The sequence below is a fragment of the Flavobacterium rhizosphaerae genome (genome assembly GCF_046000445.1).
GTDB lineage: Bacteria > Bacteroidota > Bacteroidia > Flavobacteriales > Flavobacteriaceae > Flavobacterium > Flavobacterium rhizosphaerae.
Window position 1 is genome coordinate 40937 of the sequence record NZ_JBELPZ010000022.1, and the last position, 16948, is coordinate 57884.

General features: G+C 39.9%; 17 protein-coding genes. 7 read left to right on the forward strand and 10 right to left on the reverse strand.

The window, feature by feature from the left end; all coding sequences use genetic code 11:
- Nucleotides 1-627: an ABC transporter ATP-binding protein gene (locus ABS766_RS15500; RefSeq protein WP_408086104.1), complete on the reverse strand. Its 627-nt coding sequence runs from the start codon at nt 625-627 to the stop codon at nt 1-3.
- 94 nt (nt 628-721) lie between these two features.
- Nucleotides 722-1108 (reverse strand): hypothetical protein, encoded by a 387-nt coding sequence (locus tag ABS766_RS15505; protein ID WP_408086105.1) that lies wholly within the window; start codon nt 1106-1108, stop codon nt 722-724.
- 249 nt (nt 1109-1357) lie between these two features.
- Here ABS766_RS15505 and ABS766_RS15510 point away from each other — a divergent pair, with 249 nt between their 5' ends.
- The 3 genes from ABS766_RS15510 to ABS766_RS15520 all read left to right on the forward strand — a co-directional run bounded on the left by ABS766_RS15510 (nt 1358) and on the right by ABS766_RS15520 (nt 4105).
- Nucleotides 1358-1999, forward strand: coding sequence for an NAD(P)-dependent oxidoreductase (locus tag ABS766_RS15510; RefSeq protein WP_408086106.1), 642 nt, complete (start codon nt 1358-1360; stop codon nt 1997-1999).
- Nucleotides 2000-2130: 131 nt separating this feature from the next.
- Nucleotides 2131-3138 carry an aldo/keto reductase gene (locus tag ABS766_RS15515; protein WP_408086107.1) on the forward strand — a complete coding sequence of 336 codons (1008 nt, stop codon included), beginning with the start codon at nt 2131-2133 and terminating at the stop codon, nt 3136-3138.
- A 58-nt stretch (nt 3139-3196) separates the two neighbouring features.
- Nucleotides 3197-4105, forward strand: coding sequence for a helix-turn-helix domain-containing protein (locus ABS766_RS15520; RefSeq protein WP_408086108.1), 909 nt, complete (start codon nt 3197-3199; stop codon nt 4103-4105).
- Nucleotides 4106-4222: 117 nt separating this feature from the next.
- On the opposite strand, the gene radC is transcribed toward ABS766_RS15520, so the two are convergent.
- The gene (gene radC, locus ABS766_RS15525) at nt 4223-4921 is read right to left on the reverse strand and encodes a RadC family protein (RefSeq protein WP_408086109.1); all 699 of its coding nucleotides are present in this window, start codon (nt 4919-4921) and stop codon (nt 4223-4225) included.
- Between the two features lie 96 nt (nt 4922-5017).
- Here radC and ABS766_RS15530 point away from each other — a divergent pair, with 96 nt between their 5' ends.
- Complete coding sequence (locus ABS766_RS15530; protein WP_408086110.1) at nt 5018-5587, forward strand: DUF1287 domain-containing protein; 570 nt, start codon at nt 5018-5020, stop codon at nt 5585-5587.
- Between the two features lie 77 nt (nt 5588-5664).
- On the opposite strand, the gene ABS766_RS15535 is transcribed toward ABS766_RS15530, so the two are convergent.
- Nucleotides 5665-7023: a UDP-N-acetylmuramate--L-alanine ligase gene (locus ABS766_RS15535; protein ID WP_408086111.1), complete on the reverse strand. Its 1359-nt coding sequence runs from the start codon at nt 7021-7023 to the stop codon at nt 5665-5667.
- Between the two features lie 94 nt (nt 7024-7117).
- Here ABS766_RS15535 and ABS766_RS15540 point away from each other — a divergent pair, with 94 nt between their 5' ends.
- Together ABS766_RS15540 and ABS766_RS15545 are read left to right on the forward strand one after the other, a co-directional pair.
- On the forward strand, nt 7118-7870 hold the full coding sequence (locus ABS766_RS15540) for a nucleotidyltransferase domain-containing protein (RefSeq protein ID WP_408086112.1): 753 nt from the start codon (nt 7118-7120) through the stop codon (nt 7868-7870).
- Complete coding sequence (locus ABS766_RS15545) at nt 7867-8925, forward strand: nucleotidyltransferase domain-containing protein (RefSeq protein WP_408086113.1); 1059 nt, start codon at nt 7867-7869, stop codon at nt 8923-8925. The genes ABS766_RS15540 and ABS766_RS15545 overlap by 4 nt, the downstream gene beginning before the upstream one ends.
- 85 nt (nt 8926-9010) lie before the next feature.
- On the opposite strand, the gene ABS766_RS15550 is transcribed toward ABS766_RS15545, so the two are convergent.
- Together ABS766_RS15550 and ABS766_RS15555 are read right to left on the reverse strand one after the other, a co-directional pair.
- Nucleotides 9011-9895 (reverse strand): T9SS type A sorting domain-containing protein, encoded by an 885-nt coding sequence (locus ABS766_RS15550; protein ID WP_408086114.1) that lies wholly within the window; start codon nt 9893-9895, stop codon nt 9011-9013.
- Nucleotides 9896-10026: 131 nt separating this feature from the next.
- Entirely contained in the window at nt 10027-11697 is a 1671-nt protein-coding gene (locus tag ABS766_RS15555; RefSeq protein ID WP_408086115.1) for a tetratricopeptide repeat protein, read from the reverse strand.
- Nucleotides 11698-11911: 214 nt separating this feature from the next.
- Here ABS766_RS15555 and lysM point away from each other — a divergent pair, with 214 nt between their 5' ends.
- Nucleotides 11912-12364, forward strand: a complete 453-nt coding sequence (gene lysM, locus ABS766_RS15560) for a peptidoglycan-binding protein LysM (protein WP_408086116.1) — start codon at nt 11912-11914, stop codon at nt 12362-12364.
- Between the two features lie 72 nt (nt 12365-12436).
- Here lysM and obgE read toward each other — a convergent pair whose 3' ends face one another.
- The 4 genes from obgE to ABS766_RS15580 all read right to left on the reverse strand — a co-directional run bounded on the left by obgE (nt 12437) and on the right by ABS766_RS15580 (nt 16780).
- The gene (obgE, locus tag ABS766_RS15565; RefSeq protein WP_408086117.1) at nt 12437-13450 is read right to left on the reverse strand and encodes a GTPase ObgE; all 1014 of its coding nucleotides are present in this window, start codon (nt 13448-13450) and stop codon (nt 12437-12439) included.
- 208 nt (nt 13451-13658) lie between these two features.
- A complete protein-coding gene (locus ABS766_RS15570) occupies nt 13659-15086 on the reverse strand; it encodes a glycosyltransferase (protein WP_408086118.1) in 1428 nt (475 codons plus the stop codon).
- Nucleotides 15087-15337: 251 nt separating this feature from the next.
- Nucleotides 15338-15862, reverse strand: a complete 525-nt coding sequence (locus tag ABS766_RS15575) for a hypothetical protein (protein ID WP_408086119.1) — start codon at nt 15860-15862, stop codon at nt 15338-15340.
- A gap of 6 nt (nt 15863-15868) precedes the next feature.
- On the reverse strand, nt 15869-16780 hold the full coding sequence (locus ABS766_RS15580; protein ID WP_408086120.1) for a hypothetical protein: 912 nt from the start codon (nt 16778-16780) through the stop codon (nt 15869-15871).
- Between the last annotated feature and the right edge of the window lie 168 nt (nt 16781-16948).

Below are 16948 nucleotides of genomic sequence, written 5' to 3' on the forward strand. Positions count from 1 at the left end.
TTACAGCGAAATTTGGTTAGCAAATCGGTCTTTTAGCCTTTGATCGTGCGTAACAATAATAAGCGCCGAACCAAATTGTTTGGCAAGGCCATCCAGCATATCGGCAACAATCAGTGCATTTTCATCATCAAGGCTTGAGGTTGGCTCATCGGCCAGCAAAAGTTTGGGCTTATTAATAAGTGCGCGCGCTATGCTTACCCGCTGTTGTTGGCCTATACTTAGCTGCGAGGGCAGTTTGTGCCACTGCTCCCCCAACCCAAGTTGAGCCAGCAGCTCTTTAGCTTCGTCAAAAGGTTTTTTGCCATTGGCAAGCCAGGCAGCCAGCACAACATTATCTAACACGTTGAGCGATGCCACAAAAAAAGACTGCTGCAATACAAGCCCTATATTTTGTCCGCGAAAATGGTCAAGTTTTTTTTCTGAAAGCTGCGTAATGTCGGTACCTCCTACTAAAACGCGGCCGCTTATAGGTTTAAGCAAGCCGCCCAATATATGTAACAAAGTAGTTTTACCACGCCCGGAACCTCCTGTTATAAGCAGGGATTGCCCTTCGGCGGTTTTTATATCCGGAAAATTGAAGTTAGTATCTTTTCCGTATGAAAATTTTAATGTATGCGTAGTTATCATTATACTGACTATAGGCCATGCAAGATAACAAAACTGAATGGAATTTAAAGAAATGCCATAGCCAAAGAGTAGTTAATGCATTGTTAAGACAGCATTATGATGCCTCGGCGTGCTTTTTTCTTTCAAAAACAAAAATATTTTGTACCCCGCTGTTGTCTTTATCTTCAAAGCCTGAATAATCCCTAAGTTGCAGTTCATTCTGGCGCATGGCCACAAAGCACTTATTAAATATTGCATCACGGCTTTTTAAATCCCGTTTATCAAGCTGCAATTTTATTTCAATCAGGGTTTTATTATCATTTGCCCTTTCATCATATCCCACAGAATTACTGTAATTTTCGGTACGGTTAAAATCAACCAGTTCAAGCTGGCGGTTATTCATTTTTTCCAGCACCTGCTGCTGAACCTGGTTTTGGCGCAACCTTTTATCCTCGGGCAGCGAGAGACAATCTTTACAGTAAAAGGTCATAGTATAGTCCATAGCCTATTTTTTTATATAAAATTACACATCATGCTGTGTAATACGAAAAAGATTAACAAAGCCCTAATATAAAGTTTTATTAAAATAATTTTGCACACCATAGCTGAATTTCAAAAAGTTGACTATTTTTGAGCTATCAGAATCTCTTTATAAAATATTCAGTTGATCGGCCTTTTCAGGCTGTACGGGGCATACCTTCTGCATTTGCCCCCTGCTTTATCTATTTTAAATTTTTAATAAAGAGAAATCATGAAAACACATAAAAAAGTTGCCGTTATTGGCGGCACCGGAAAATCAGGACGTTACCTGGTAAACACCCTTTTACATTGTAATTACAACATTAAAATGCTGGTGCGCAATCCTGAGCGTGCTATATCACATAACGCCATTGAAACTGTTGTTGGTACCGTGCAGGATTATAAGGCTGTTGTGCAATGCCTACAGAGTTGCGATGCCGTTATAAGCACTTTAGGTTTGGGCATCCCACCCAGTGCACCGGATATATTCACTATAGCAACCAGCCATATACTTAAAGCTATGGCTGAAACCGGCAGTAACCGGTACATAGTTACTACCGGGTTAAATGTTGACACGCCTTTTGATGCTAAGGGAGGTGCTTCAAAAGCAGCTACAGAATGGATGTACAATAACTATCCTGTTTCTACAAAAAACCAGCAGCAGGAATATGAATTGCTTACTAAAAGCAATTCAGACTGGACAATGGTACGCCTGCCCATAATACAACTTGTTGATGAAAATCCTGATATTGCCGTAAGCCTGGAAGACTGCCCCGGTACTGCTATTGCTGCCCCGGCGCTGGCAAGATTTTTAATTCACCAAATGCATGACAGCTCCTATAGTAAACAAGCGCCTTTTATAGCAAATAAATAGTGATGAAAGCTCCCCTATTACCGGGGAGTTTTTATTAAAACCCAATTTGGCTACAAGCTGAAGTAATACGGCTACAAATAAACGGTTTAACGGCTGCAACTTTGCAGTATATAATACATAACAAAAAAATTATGAGCATAAAAAAAGTAAACTTAGGACAACAGGGGCTGCAGGTACCCGCCGTAGGCCTTGGCTGCATGGGGATGACTACTATTGCAGGTAATGATATTTATGGTAAGGCCGATGAAAAAGAAGCTATTGCCACAATACACCGGTCTTTAGAACTTGGCGGTAATTTGTTAGATACAGCCGACCTTTACGGGCCCTTAATTAATGAACGCCTTGTAGCAAAAGCCATTGCCGGCAACAGGGACAGCTATACTATAGCCACAAAATTTGCCTGGGAAATTGATGATAACGAGCAAATAACCTGGCGTATTAACGGCAAAGCCGATTATGTAAAAAAGGCAGCCGAGCGTTCTTTAAAAAACCTGAATACCGATTATATTGATTTGTACTATATGCACCGCCTTGACCCGGAAACACCAATTGAAGAAACCGTAGACGCTATGGCTGCACTGGTGAAAGAAGGAAAGGTACGCTATATAGGCCTGAGTGAAGTGGCCAGCGAAACCATTCGCAGGGCACATGCCGTGCACCCCATAACTGCATTGCAAAGTGAATATTCGTTATTTGAGCGCAGTGTTGAAGAGGCGGGCATAATAGATACCCTGAAAGAACTGGGTATTGGTTTTGTACCCTATTCTCCGCTTGGGCGCGGGTTTATTTCCGGCGATATAAAAAGCCCTGACGATTTTCCGGAAAATGATTTCCGCCGCACCATACCGCGCTTTCAGGGTGAACAATTTTATAAAAACCTTGACTTGCTGGATGCCATACAAAAAATGGCTGCCGAAAAAGGCGTTACGCCATCTCAGTTAGCTATAGCGTGGTCGGTTAATAAAGGTTTCGTCCCCATACCTGGAACCAAACGCATAAAATATGTGGAGCAAAACCTGGCTGCTGCCGATGTAACAATATCCCCGGAAGAAATGCAAAGGCTGGAAAGTATCATTCCGTTAGGTACAGATACAGGCCAGCGTTATGATGATTGGGGAATGACCCTTGTTAATCTTTAATTTCGATAGGGAAAAAGCTATCTTTACGGTAGCTTTCCCTATTACAAACCTATAAGCTATGAAAAAAACAGCACCACCGCCATTGGTACTCAACACCATATCAGACCTCCACAGGGAACTGGATTTACCAAAACCCCTGCATCCTCTGGTAAGCGTTATAAACCTGAAAGAGGTGCCCTGCACTATTAACCGGGGCATAGACAGCCTGCTGTATAATTTTTACTCTGTTTGTACCAAGCGCGATTTTACGGGCAGGATGAAATACGGTCAGCATTATTATGATTTTGATAATGGTATTATGACATTTTTCTCTCCCGGCCAGGTTATAAGCACAGAGGGCAGCGATATAAGTGTAAACGGCATGTGGCTGGTGTTTCACCCTGATTTTTTAAGGGGGTACGGACTTGATAGAAATATTAAAGATTATGGATTTTTCTCTTATGCTATCCATGAGGCGCTTCACCTTTCTGAAGTAGAGGAAACACAGGTAAATAATGTAATGCATGCCATACAAAAGGAATATGAACAACCTATAGACCGCTTTAGCCAGGATGTAATAATATCACAAATTGAACTACTCCTCAATTACAGCAACCGTTTTTATAACCGCCAGTTTATTACCCGCAAACAGGCAAATACCGACCTTATTATAAAAATGGAGCAATTGCTTACGGAATATTTTAATAGTGAAGAACACTGCCTGCCACGCGTAAAAGACCTTGCAGATCACTTAAATGTTTCGCCGGGATACCTTAGTGATATGCTGCGTGCCCATACCGGACAGAATGCACAGCAGCATATACACAATAAACTGATTGAAAAAGCAAAAGAAACCCTTGCAACCACAAACCTCTCGGTAAGTGAAATTGCTTTTAAGCTGGGTTTTGAACATTCACAGTCGTTTAGCAAACTGTTTAAGGCAAAAGCCAATATGAGTCCGCTCGAATACCGCAGGCAGTTTAATTAATGGCTGGCTATTAGCTGTCAGCTTTCAGAAAGTATATATCAGGTATCAATATTAAGTTATAAGCAGTATAGAAAATACTTATTATCGAGCTAATTGCTTAAAGTTGACAGCTTGCAGCTACAAAATCCCTTCATCGGCAAAGCTCATGTAGCTGTGCTCGGTTACAATTACGTGGTCCAGCACTTTAACATCCAGTGCATGGCCTGCAGCCTTTAACTGGCGGGTAACCTGTTTGTCCTGCTCACTGGGTTTTAGTACGCCACTGGGGTGGTTGTGTACTAAAATTATAGCTACGGCATTATGTTCTAATGCTGTTTTATATACCAAACGTACATCTACAATTGTACCGGTAAGCCCGCCCTTACTCAACTGTGTTTTGTAAATTACTTTATTGGAATTATTGAGGTAAATAATCCAGAATTCCTCATGGGGCAGTTCGCCTATAATCGGCTGCATGATTTCAAATACGGAGCGGCTGCTGGTAATCTGTTTTAAATCCAGTACATCTTCCTCGCGCCTGCGGCGGCCCAGTTCCATAGCAGCGGCTATACTTACGGCTTTGGCTTCGCCTATACCTTTAAAATTCATAAGTTGCTTAACCGATAGTTTCCCCAGGGCATTCAGGTTATTATCAGCGCTTTTAAGTATACGCTTGCTAAGCTCTACCGCACTTTCATTACGGCTGCCGGAACCTATGAGTATGGCAATCAATTCGGCATCGCTCAGGGCGGCTTTGCCCTTAAGCATCAGTTTTTCGCGGGGCTTGTCGTCTTCTGCCCAAAATTTAATTGAGAAGCCGGTTGGTGTTTCTTCCATGGTTTTACTGGTTGTGGGCTAAAGATAAATAAAATACATTATACCGCAACACACTATATAAACAAGGGTAACGTTATGTATATAAACCAATTAAGCATGAAACAACTTGTCCTTTTATTTTTACTGCTAACTGCCCCAACGCAACAAACCGATTTTTACCACAAGCTTTCTGATGCCGCCATAGCGCTCACCAAAGATAAAGTTGAGTATGACCCTGCCTATTACTCTATACCTTACCCTAATGGCGATGTACCCAAAGGCAAAGGCGTTTGTACCGATGTAGTGATACGCGCCTACCGCAAACTGGGGATCGACCTGCAAAAAGAGGTACACGAAGACATGAAGGTCAACTTTAGCAAATACCCTAAAAAATGGGGCCTGAAGGGGCCTGACACCAATATAGACCACCGGCGTGTGCCTAATTTACAGGTGTTCTTCAGCCGTAAAGGAATTTCTTTACCAGTTACCCAAAACGCTGCCGATTATAAGCCGGGCGATATTGTAACCTGGAACCTTACCCCAAAAATTACGCATATTGGTCTGGTAGTAGATGTAAAAGGAGCCAGAGGGCGTTATAAAATTGTACATAATATAGGTGCAGGGCAGGTAATGGAAGATGTACTTTTTGACTACAAAATATCGGGGCATTATAGGTATGGGAAGTAATTTTGTTTCAGATTTCAGGTTCAAAGTTTAAGGTTGGCATTAAAACTTTACAACTTTTGGCTTTGAACCCTTTTCAACTAAATAAGTTCCTTCACCTCATCAAAATTAAGTCCGCCATAATTGCCGCTGCTCATAAGTAACAGGGCCGCACCACTGGCATCATATTTTAGTCCGTACAAATATTGCTTAAAGGCAGCAGGATTAGTATAGATTATTAAGTCTTCACGGTTAAAGGCTTCAGCTATCTGTTCGTAGGTTACTTCTTCAAGCTGCTTTATCTTAACCGCGTCGGGACTATAAAATACCACGGCAACATCGGCTGCATCAAGCGCGCCCTGGTATTCTTTCAAAAATTCGGCATTCAGGCTGCTGTAGGTATGCAGCTCCAGGCAGGCAATAAGGGTTTTATCGGGGTATTGCTGTTTTACCGCTTTGGTGGTTGCCGCTACCTTACTGGGCGAATGGGCAAAATCTTTATACGCTACATTTTTACCGTTTTCGGCAATTTTTTCAAGGCGTTTACTTGCCCCTTTAAACGTGGCAATGGCTTCGTAAAATTCGGCTTCATCTACCCCCATGCACTGGCATATCCATTTTGCCCCGGCAAGGTTATTCAGGTTATGCGCCCCAAATACCTCAATAGGCATTGGGCCATCGGGCGTTTCCAATAAAGTTACACCATTTTCAACGGTATATTCCGGTGTGGTATAGGGTATTTTCCGGATGGGGTTTGTAGCCGCTTCTGCCACACGCTTCACTTCGGCATCATCTTCATTATACACTAAAATACCGCCGTTAGTAATTTTCTGAATGAATATTTCAAACTGTTCTACATAATTATCATAGGTAGGAAATACATTGATATGATCCCAGGCTATACCGCTAATCAACGCTATATTGGGTTGGTACAAGTGAAACTTAGGCCTTAAATCTATTGGTGAAGAAAGATACTCGTCGCCTTCCAGCACAATAAAGTCATTTTCCTCTGTAAGGTGTACCATAGTATCAAAGCCTTCCAGCTGCGCCCCCACCATATAATCTACTTCACGGTTATTGTAATGCATTACATGCAGTATCATACTGGTAATGGTGGTTTTGCCATGGCTCCCCCCAATAACTACACGGGTTTTATTTTTACTCTGCTCATATAAAAATTCAGGATAGCTGTATATAGTAAGCCCAAGCTCTTTGGCGCGTACCAGTTCGGGGTTATCGCCTTTGGCATGCATACCTAAAATTACCGCTTCAATATCAGGTGTAATGCGTTCAGGGCGCCAGCCAAGTTCGGCTGGCAGCAACCCGGCCTTTTCAAGACGGGTGCGGCTGGGTTCAAAAATAGCATCATCGCTGCCGGTTACTTTATATCCTTTATGGTGCAGGGCAAGCGCCAGGTTGTGCATGGCAGCGCCCCCTATGGCGATAAAATGTGTACGCATTTACTGGGAATTTCTTTACAGTGTATATTTTAACCCAAAAGTAACGAATAGAATTTAAAAATGTAAGTTTGTATTTATAACTATTAAAATTCCAATGCAACAAACTATACTGAACAAACTGTCTGAAATTGAAAAACAGCATAATATTAAAATATTACATGCGGTTGAGTCAGGAAGCCGTGCCTGGGGATTTGCCAGTCCGGATAGCGATTATGATATTAGATTTATTTATAAAAGGCAAACACAGGAATATCTTAACCTTTGGGAGAAACAAGACACTATAGAGTTTATGACTAATGAAGACCTTGATGGCTCCGGGTGGGATTTAAATAAAACCTTAAAACTTTTGGCCAAGTCAAACGGGGCCTTGCTGGAGTGGCTTTTCCCACCCGTTGTTTATAAAACAGATGTTGTTTTTTCATCAAAAATGCAGGCTTTAGCAAAAGAAACCTTTTCTCCCATAGCAACCCTTCATCATTACCTAGGTACTACCAAAAACTTTATGGAGGTATGCGAAGCCGAAAAGGTTAAGCTTAAAAGTTATTTCTATGCATTGCGTTCTGCCCTTGCCGGAAAATGGATAGTAGACAATAAAACTATTCCTCCTGTGGCTTTTAAAGAGCTAATACCGCTTGCACCGGCCCATATTCAACAAAAAACTGATGAATTACTTGAAATAAAAGCTGTACAGGACGAAAAATACCTGCATCCAAAGGAAGTACTAATAACCAACTACCTTAAGGAAATTATAGCCTATAATCAAAAAAATGCTGCGTCGTTACCCTCGGGAAAGAAAGTAAATGAAAAACTAGAGGAATTTTTCAGGACAGAAATACAAAGTAAATGACAATACAGGATTTAAAAGACCAAAATCTAATTTTGTTTGAGGCTATTGTAGGAAGCAGGTCTTTTGGGCTTGATACACCTACATCTGATACGGATATTAAAGGTGTATTTTATCTGCCAAAAGAAAAGTTTTTTGGCATGGAATATATTCCGCAGATTAATAATGAAACAAATGATATTGTATACAATGAGATTGGCCGTTATATTGAATTGCTAAGTAAAAACAACCCCAATATATTGGAATTGCTTGCATCGCCTGATGACTGTGTACTATATAGCCATCCTATTATGGAAAAGCTACATATTACAGACTTTCTTTCAAAACTTTGTAAAGATACTTTCGCAGGTTATGCAGCCACACAAATAAAAAAAGCTACCGGACTTAAAAAGAAAATCGTAAATCCTATTGCAAAAGAGCGTAAAAGCCTCATTGATTTTTGTTATGTGCTTTCCGGCCCCGGTACAATCTCATTGAACGACTGGCTTGCAGAGAATAAACTTGAGCAGCAACAATGTGGATTGGTAAACATTCCACATTCTAAAGATATGTTTGCACTTTATATTGATAAGCAAAAAACTTTGGGCTATAAAGGCATTATAAAAAGTACTGAATCTAATCAGGTATTACTATCGTCTATCCCTAAAGACGAGCAGCAAACCGCTTATCTCTATTGTAATAAAGATGCTTATTCTTCCTATTGCAAAGAGTATAAAGAATATTGGGAATGGGTAGATAAACGCAATAATGACCGTTATAACACCAATAGCCAACATGGCAAGAATTATGATTCAAAAAACATGATGCATACGATAAGACTTTTGCAGTCTGCTAAACAAATACTTACGGAAGGCAAGCTAAACGTAAGGGTAAACAACCGGGATGAACTGCTTAAAATTAAATCCGGACTTATCGAATACAATAATATTATGGAAACAGCAAATCAATTACTTGCTGATATAGAACAAGCTTATACCAATTCTTCGCTCCCTGAAAAACCAGATTTGGTAAAAATTGAAAAATTACTGGTTGCTATCAGAACAGAACTCTACCAATAGACGCTTCACTATATTTTATGGAATATAAAACAAAAAAAATGCCTTTCGTGATGAAAGGCATTTTTTAATGATTTAGAATGTATTATTAATTCTTAAGAAACTTAATTGATTTGCTTCCTTCCGCAGTACTTATTTTCACAAAGTAAAGCCCGGTTGCAAGATGGCTTATATCAAACTGTGTATTATCTGCATTAAGTGCAGTTACATTAATTTTTTGTCCGCTTAATGAATATACATCAACCGAATTTACAGCCAGGTTGTTACCTACTGTAAAAGATAACACATCATGTACCGGGTTTTTAGTAAGCCCTATAGTTTTTAAACTGTTATCAGGTAATGCGGCAGTCTGGCAGTCGGGGTTTTGTGCAACTTCAAAAGTTAATGATGTACTTGTTACATTAGGGCAATACTCCGGCGCAGCCACAACATAATATGAACCCGGTTCGGTAATGGTATACGTTACATCAGTAGCACCTTCAATAGCCTCACCGTTTTTATACCACTGTATTACAGAATAAGGGCTGTTTACGGTATTAATCATGTAACTATCCTCGCAAATAAGAAATTGTTGCGCATCAGGGTCAAAAACAACATCTTCGCTTGATTCGGTTGCTACAAAAAGGCTGGCCCACGCATAGCTGTCTACCAAAATTTCGTTTGACTCATACGTTACCCCATCTTTAGTTGCCACAACTTTAATATAAGACACATCATAAGTATACCAGTCATACGTAAAAGATGCACCGGTAGCGCCCTCAATGGGGTCAAACTCCTCATCAAAAAACATATATTTAAAGTACCATTGATAACTGTCATAAGTTTCATCGTTGGTTATGGTAGCGGTACCGTAAGAATCTTCACTTGGGCAAAGTAGTGGGGTGTCAGTTTCAATAACAGGTGTTTCCACATCCTGGGCATGTGCAAAAAATGTACATGCTATACAAGCTGCTAAAAATAGTTTTAATTTCATAATTGTAAAATTTCTGTGGTTTTTAAATTAATAGATTGTAAATACAACCCTGCTAAGAACCGGAAAATTTTACGCTATCCAAAAAACCAAGAGGTTACATGTTGTGACATCAGGTGTGACATTTTGTGACATTAGAGTGTTGAAAGGTAATTATAAAGAGATTCACCACTGGGCACCCCAATTTTTTTGCTAATCCGTTCTTTCCGCTTTCGGGAGCTTTCAGGAGATATATTTAATAAGGATGCAATTTCTTTAGAAGAAAGGTTAAGATATACAAATGAAAGAAACCTCACATCATTTGCATTAATTTCAGGGTGTGACTTTTTTAGCCGGAGTAAAAAATCGCTGTTTACATTTTCAAAATTAGAAGTAAACTCATCCCATCGGGCATCTTCTTTAAGGTGCGATTTAAGGCTGTTTACAGAACGCAGCATTTGTTCGTCATTTTTTACCTGTGGTAATCCGGCTACCTTTTCAATTATATCCTCTATGAGTTCATTACGGGTAGTCTGAAACAGTATTTTATCTGATAATTGCCTGTTACGTTCTTCTATTTCATGCTTAAGTTTTCGTTGTTTATCCCGCAGCTTTTCCTTTTCCAGTTCGTTAAGCAGTTCCTTTTCCTTCATCTTCTGGTTAAGGATATTGGTTTTTTGCCGTTCGCGTTCTAACTCCAGGTCCGCTATTTTAAGGTTACTTTCCGCAAGCTCTTTTTTTTGCTTTGCAACCTGGTTTTTTTTGTAAAATGCCCATCCAAAAACCAATAAAACCAATACAAGAAATATCGTACTGATAATATACAGCTTTTTTTGGCTTGCCGATTTTTCACGGTTAATCTCCAATTCGTGGTTGGATGAAGCCAGTTCAAACTGTAATCTAGAATTTTCTAATATCTCCCTGTTTTTATTGATGCTGATGTAATTATTAAGTTTAACAATACTGTCTTTTGCATTATAAAGCGCAGTAATATTATGCGTAATTAATGCAAGCTTTGATTCCAGTTCAAAAAAATCAAGCCGGAATTCTTCATTTGCGGCATTTTGCAGCCCTTTGTCAATTTCAACCGATGCAAGGCCGGTATCTCCCATCTCAAGGAGCGCTTTAGACAGCAGCAATTGCAATTCAGATTCAGATTCCCTCAGGTTATTATTATGGGCAATCGTAATAAGGTTACGAGAAGAAACAACCACCTCTGTATATTTCTTCTCAACAAAAAGAATCTCCAAAAGCGTTGTCTCCGTGTTCATGGTCACCGCAGGGTTATCCTTTACATTTTCCAAAGCATCTTTAGCATATTGCCGTGCCGTTGCAAAGTCGCCTTCTTCAAAGCTCAGTTTAGCAATATTTGAAGCATACAGGCTAATACGCGATTTTATATTTTGCTTTCTGGCTATTTTATACGATTTTTCAAAATATTCTTTTGCGGCAACCCTGTTTTCTTCACGTGCATAAACAATGGCAATGTTATTTAAAACAGACATTTCGTCTAACGGCTCATTATTGGCTATAGCAATATTGTAGGCATCAAGGTAATAGCGGATGGCATTACCATAATCCAGCATTTGGTAGCAGGCAGCGCCAAGGTTATTGGTTGCCAGAAAATACTGCCTGCCGTAGTGGTACTTTTTTGCGGCAGCCTGTGCGGTTTTAAGGTGCCGGATAGCCGAAGGGTAATCTGCCTGCTGAAAAATTTCTTTTACGGCAAGGTTTGTTAGGGAGTCACATTCCTCTTTTGTCTGGGTATAGGCAGCGGTAGTAATCCAAATTAAAAGCAAAAGTGTACTTTTTTTACACTTTGCCATAAAATATTTATTGGTAATCATGTTCAAAAATAATCGATTTTACCCAATATCAGCTATTTATTATTTATTGCCTTTGCATATATAAAGGTTAATATCATTATACTATATATTAACAATTATGCTGGTTTACCGCTAAACCTTTCTTAAATGTATGTATATGGTATTTACATTTATAAAAGTAAATAGTACTTTTAGTAAAAACAAGAAAACGAATATGAAAACATTATCATTTAATAAGGAAGCAGGTTCACAGCTGTTTGGAAAAATAAACAATGCTGCACCTGAAAAAGAGAGCCTAAAAGCCAGTGAATTGCTGAATTTTGTTAAAGGCCTTGGCCTTACTTATAAGAATATAAAAATCACAACAAGCGAGGATACTGTAACACTCGAAGGCGAAGTAGCAGAACAGGCAGATGCCGAAAAAATTGCGCTTGCCGTAGGTAATGTTAGCGGTGTAGAAGCTGTAAACAACAAAATGAAAGTAACAGAAGCTACACCTGAATCAGATTTTTACACGGTAGTAAGCGGGGATTCGCTTTCTAAGATTGCCGGAAAATTTTATGGCGATGTACAAAAATATCCTGTGATTTTTGAGGCAAATAAACCCATGCTCACAGACCCGAATAAAATTTATCCAGGCCAGGTATTAAGAATCCCTAAAATGTAATATTATAAAAAAAGCCGTTCCTCAGCAGAACGGCTTTTTTGTATATCATCTTAGAGTGTATTCTTTTAAATATTATCCTTTAGCTTCAACATTCAGCATCTTCCACAGCTTATCTTTAAGCTCGGTTAACCCCTGCTGTGCTACAGACGAAATAAACATATACGGTATCCCTTTAAACTCCACATCCAGTTGCTTTTTCATCTCAGCCTGTAATTCTTCATCCAGCATATCGCTTTTACTAATAGCTACCAGGCGGTCTTTATCTAATAACTCAGGATTGTAACGCCTAAGCTCGTCCAGCAATATATCATATTCCTTTTTTATATCTTCAGCATCGGCAGGTATAAGAAATAACAGCGTACTGTTGCGCTCTATATGGCGAAGAAAATAATGCCCAAGCCCCTTGCCTTCTGCAGCGCCCTCTATAATACCGGGAATATCGGCAATTACAAAACTCTGAAAATCGCGGTATGCCACAATACCCAGGTTGGGTTTTAGGGTAGTAAACGGGTAATCGGCAATTTTAGGCTTGGCAGAAGTAAGCACACTCAGCAGTGTACTCTTTCCTGCATTAGGAAAACCTACCAGGCCCACATCGGCAAGTACCTTAAGTTCCAGTATTATATCCATCTCCTCACTGGGCATCCCCGGCTGGGCATACCTTGGGGTTTGGTTGGTACTGCTTCGAAAATGCCAGTTGCCCAATCCGCCTTTACCTCCTTTTACTAATATTTTCTGTTCACCGTCTTCGGTAATTTCAAAAAGCACCTCACCGGTCTCCCTGTCTTTCACCACTGTACCCAGCGGTACCTCAATATACTTATCATCACCATCGGCTCCGGTACTGCGGGAGCTTCCGCCATCACCGCCATGCCCCGCCTTAATATGGCGCGCAAACTTAAGGTGAAACAACGTCCACAAATTTTTATTCCCAACAAGGTATACATGGCCGCCACGGCCACCATCACCACCATCAGGGCCTCCTTTTTCAATAAATTTCTCCCTGTGCAGGTGTGTAGAACCCTTGCCCCCTTTGCCGGAGGCTGCATAAATTTTTACGTAATCTACAAAATTTCCTTCTGTCATCTATACCGGTTTGTTTCACAATGTGGTGCAAAAGTACGCTATTTTTATCAAATGTACCTGTAAGTAAGGGCATATCAACAGTCAGCAAAATTAGCTGCATTATCTCATAAAAAAAGAACAGCCCCTTTATCAGGGGCCATTCACATCACACTACTATTCAAAGGTTAATAGAGAAAGCCTACTAATCCGGAAAAAACAAATTATTTAATTACCCCCTGGTGAGCCAACCTCTCCTGCTGGCGGTGGCTATGGCATAAGGCGTAATCCAGAACAATGCAAAGGTGTACATTATACTATAGCTGTATGCCCATACCGACCCTGCCATAGTATACCTTTTGGCATAAAACAACACGCTAAAACTGGACACTATTAAGATGCTGAAAAGCGTTGAACTAAAAAACAACAGCGGGTGTGTTAGTATAAAAATAAACATCAGCAAAACAAACGGGTAGGCCATAATAAGCCTTAGCCACTGGTTAAAAAACAGTAACCGTGTACCAAAGCGTGACTGCTCCCTGAATTTGTGGAAAATAAATTTAGACATCATAATGTTTTCGCGCACGTTGCTCCTGCCCCAGCGGATAAACATTTTATAAAGCCCCTTATACCTTTCCGGCACATTAGTAAGTACATAGGCATTGCGCTGAAACAAAACATGGTAGCCCTGCTTAAGTATCATATTAGTCATGGCGCGGTCTTCGCCAATATCAGAAGGCTTCCCTTTAAAGGTCTGGGTTATCCAGTCGTTAAGGCAGGCAAAAACTGCCTGGCTGCGATAGGCGGAAAGTGCCCCCGGCGTACAAAGCACTGAACCCAGTGCACTTTCGGCAGAACGTATAAACTCAAAGCTCATAACAAAGCTTACATTAAGCATTTTGGGTATCATGCCTTTTTTATTATTTAAAACCTGTACATTACCCGCTACCGCGCCACATTTTTCATTCACTACAAAGGGGCTAACCAAATTTCTCAACGTGTCTGTTTTAACTATAGAGTCGCTGTCAACCGTTACAAAAATTTCACCGGTACCCATTTTAAACCCGCGGTACAAGGCGTGGCGTTTACCCATATTTTTAGGCTGCTGAAAAATAGCTATCCTGTCTCCCAACACCTCCTTTGCTTTTTGCATCCAGTACCAGGTATCATCTGTACTACCGTCGTCAATAGAAATTAACTGTAATTTTTCCTGCGGAAAATCACTTTGGATAAGGCTCATAAGCGTATCATATACCAGGCGCCCCTCATTATAAGCAGGAACAATAATGGTACAGGCAGGCAAAGCTTCATCAGTAACCGATTGTACGGGTTTGTACCTGAAGTATAAAACCACTGTATACAGAAAAAACAAAAGTTTATATACCAGCAGGCCTGTAGCCACTACTATAAACATAAAACCCCATGTAGACTTGAGCCTGTCAAAACGGAGTTGCTCAAACTGCGGCTGCAACTCATAAATTAAAAAAGCGGCACTGCACAGCAATAAAAAAGTACAGATAAGTACGGCAACACGTAACGCATTGGTATTTTTAATTTTTTTATTAACTGCTGAAAGATAGGTGCCGGATGAGGTACCTGTGCCGGAAGAGGTAGGTGCTTTTCGGGCAGGCTGTTTAACAATGTATGATTCTGTATTCATATCTGTGTGAGTTAGTATATATGGCAGCAAAAGTCAGCAGTAAAACACAAAAGCCAAATTTGCCCAACTCACAATTTCAATTGGTGTGCCAACTCGATTTACACCCACTAAATCAAAACATTACCTGTTTTACTAAATAAAAAAAGTGTAGATAATTCTACACTTTAGTACAGTATTCTACACCCCACTTTAAAACTAAAAAAGGTTGGTGATATCCCTAACCTTAATATTATATAGTTTAAACACAAGTTTTAACCAAATAGTAAAGACGGTATGCCAATACCTATAGCTATGCCATAAAGAAGGTCGCCCCAAACAAAACGAAGTACATTAAACACATATATTATACCCACAATAGGAAATGATAATATAGCCAGCAAATTCCCCCTCCCGGCATGAATTGTAGCCTGGTTATAAATATTATTTGCATCCTGATTAGAAGGTATTGCGTGCATACCGATAGACACCCCAAGCCATATTAAAAAGTAGGAAAGCGGGTGTGTCAGTTCAAAAAATTTAATAGGCATATAGGCCGGTAAGCAAATAAGCAAGCATAACAGAGTATTTACAAAAAAGGGACCCATGGATATTAAAAAGGTATCATAAAAGTTTTCTGTACTTTCATGCACCACATAGCCCGCCGGGTTACCCACCCTAAAATAGCAGGCATCAAATACGGCCACTTTTCTTAATTTACAAAAAAACATGTGGGCAAATTCATGCACTATGACACCCGGAAAGGTTGCTATAGAAATTATTTCTCCTGGTATAAACATATCTTTTTAATTTTTTGTCCAGCCGTTCGGATATTTTTTATTAAACTCTTCCCGGCTCATAATGTTTTTGGAAGACAGCCTGTATTCAATAATGTTATAATAATTTTTATCTGCATTGGCAGTATCCAGCGCTTGCGCTTTAGCCAGGTATTCCAGCGATTTTTCTTTTGCCGCTTCATCATCTTTACTGGCATAAATACAGGCATAGGCAGAAGCTACTGCCGCGTTATTTGCAGCTAGGGTACTATCTGTATCTAACTCAAGCAACGCGCTTTCTAAAAAGCCGTCATAATCCTTTTTATCAAAAGCAACACCCATTCTTGCCTGTAGCACAAGGTTAGTAAGCTCATAACCTTCTTCCGGCAGGTAATTTTCACATTTTTTAAACTCCTCAAGGGCCTGTTCACTTTTATTATTGGCTAAAAAATCTATACCCCTAAAATAAGCGCTGAGCACACTCAGGTCATATACTTCCGGTACTTTTGCTTCAGCGGCTTCCATCTGCCCCAAGGCTGCATGGTAATCGCCAAGGGCAGAATATGCAAAAGCGTCCTGTATGTTATTATAAGCCGCATAATATTTCCAGTTCCATACAAAAGCAAAAACTACTATAACAATTATAGCGGCAAAAAAGCCCTTTACCCAAAGCGGAAATGTTTTTTTCTTAATGTCTTCGCGGCAGTCGGCACATGTTGGGTATACCGAAAGTTTGCCGAGCTCTTTTTCTTCAAAGTCCTTATTACAAAAAGAACACACGGTTGGGTCATGCTCTTTTTCAACAACTTTGTCCTGTAGCATATCTTTATGCGAAAAATGTTCTTCAAGACAGTTGGAGCAATGTACCTGCCCGTTTACTTTTAGCGTATTGTTAAGCGGCACATTATCCTGGTTGCAAATATTGCAGGCGGTAAGTTTCATTGGTTGGTGGTAATATAATTGATTACGGGCCGAAAAATAAAGATTATTTTTTTATCAGAAAAGAAAAAAAATGCTTTTGGGGAATAAAAACGGGGCTGTCTCAAAAGGGACAGCTCCTTTTTTTTATAATCAATTCTGATTTCTCTTTATTTACTGATTTATATGTAT

Excerpts from the sequence above, each read along its gene's own strand:
- ABS766_RS15505 (WP_408086105.1), bottom strand. The coding sequence starts at position 1,108 with ATGGACTATACTATGACCTTTTACTGTAAAGATTGTCTCTCGCTGCCC.
- ABS766_RS15540 (WP_408086112.1), top strand. The coding sequence starts at position 7,118 with ATGCAACAAACTATACTGAACAAACTGTCTGAAATTGAAAAACAGCAT.
- ABS766_RS15520 (WP_408086108.1), top strand. The coding sequence starts at position 3,197 with ATGAAAAAAACAGCACCACCGCCATTGGTACTCAACACCATATCAGAC.
- ABS766_RS15580 (WP_408086120.1), bottom strand. The coding sequence starts at position 16,780 with ATGAAACTTACCGCCTGCAATATTTGCAACCAGGATAATGTGCCGCTT.
- lysM (WP_408086116.1), top strand. The coding sequence starts at position 11,912 with ATGAAAACATTATCATTTAATAAGGAAGCAGGTTCACAGCTGTTTGGA.
- ABS766_RS15535 (WP_408086111.1), bottom strand. The coding sequence starts at position 7,023 with ATGCGTACACATTTTATCGCCATAGGGGGCGCTGCCATGCACAACCTG.
- ABS766_RS15510 (WP_408086106.1), top strand. The coding sequence starts at position 1,358 with ATGAAAACACATAAAAAAGTTGCCGTTATTGGCGGCACCGGAAAATCA.
- ABS766_RS15555 (WP_408086115.1), bottom strand. The coding sequence starts at position 11,697 with ATGGCAAAGTGTAAAAAAAGTACACTTTTGCTTTTAATTTGGATTACT.
- ABS766_RS15550 (WP_408086114.1), bottom strand. The coding sequence starts at position 9,895 with ATGAAATTAAAACTATTTTTAGCAGCTTGTATAGCATGTACATTTTTT.
- ABS766_RS15500 (WP_408086104.1), bottom strand. The coding sequence starts at position 627 with ATGATAACTACGCATACATTAAAATTTTCATACGGAAAAGATACTAAC.
- obgE (WP_408086117.1), bottom strand. The coding sequence starts at position 13,450 with ATGACAGAAGGAAATTTTGTAGATTACGTAAAAATTTATGCAGCCTCC.
- ABS766_RS15545 (WP_408086113.1), top strand. The coding sequence starts at position 7,867 with ATGACAATACAGGATTTAAAAGACCAAAATCTAATTTTGTTTGAGGCT.
- ABS766_RS15575 (WP_408086119.1), bottom strand. The coding sequence starts at position 15,862 with ATGTTTATACCAGGAGAAATAATTTCTATAGCAACCTTTCCGGGTGTC.
- ABS766_RS15530 (WP_408086110.1), top strand. The coding sequence starts at position 5,018 with ATGAAACAACTTGTCCTTTTATTTTTACTGCTAACTGCCCCAACGCAA.
- ABS766_RS15515 (WP_408086107.1), top strand. The coding sequence starts at position 2,131 with ATGAGCATAAAAAAAGTAAACTTAGGACAACAGGGGCTGCAGGTACCC.
- radC (WP_408086109.1), bottom strand. The coding sequence starts at position 4,921 with ATGGAAGAAACACCAACCGGCTTCTCAATTAAATTTTGGGCAGAAGAC.
- ABS766_RS15570 (WP_408086118.1), bottom strand. The coding sequence starts at position 15,086 with ATGAATACAGAATCATACATTGTTAAACAGCCTGCCCGAAAAGCACCT.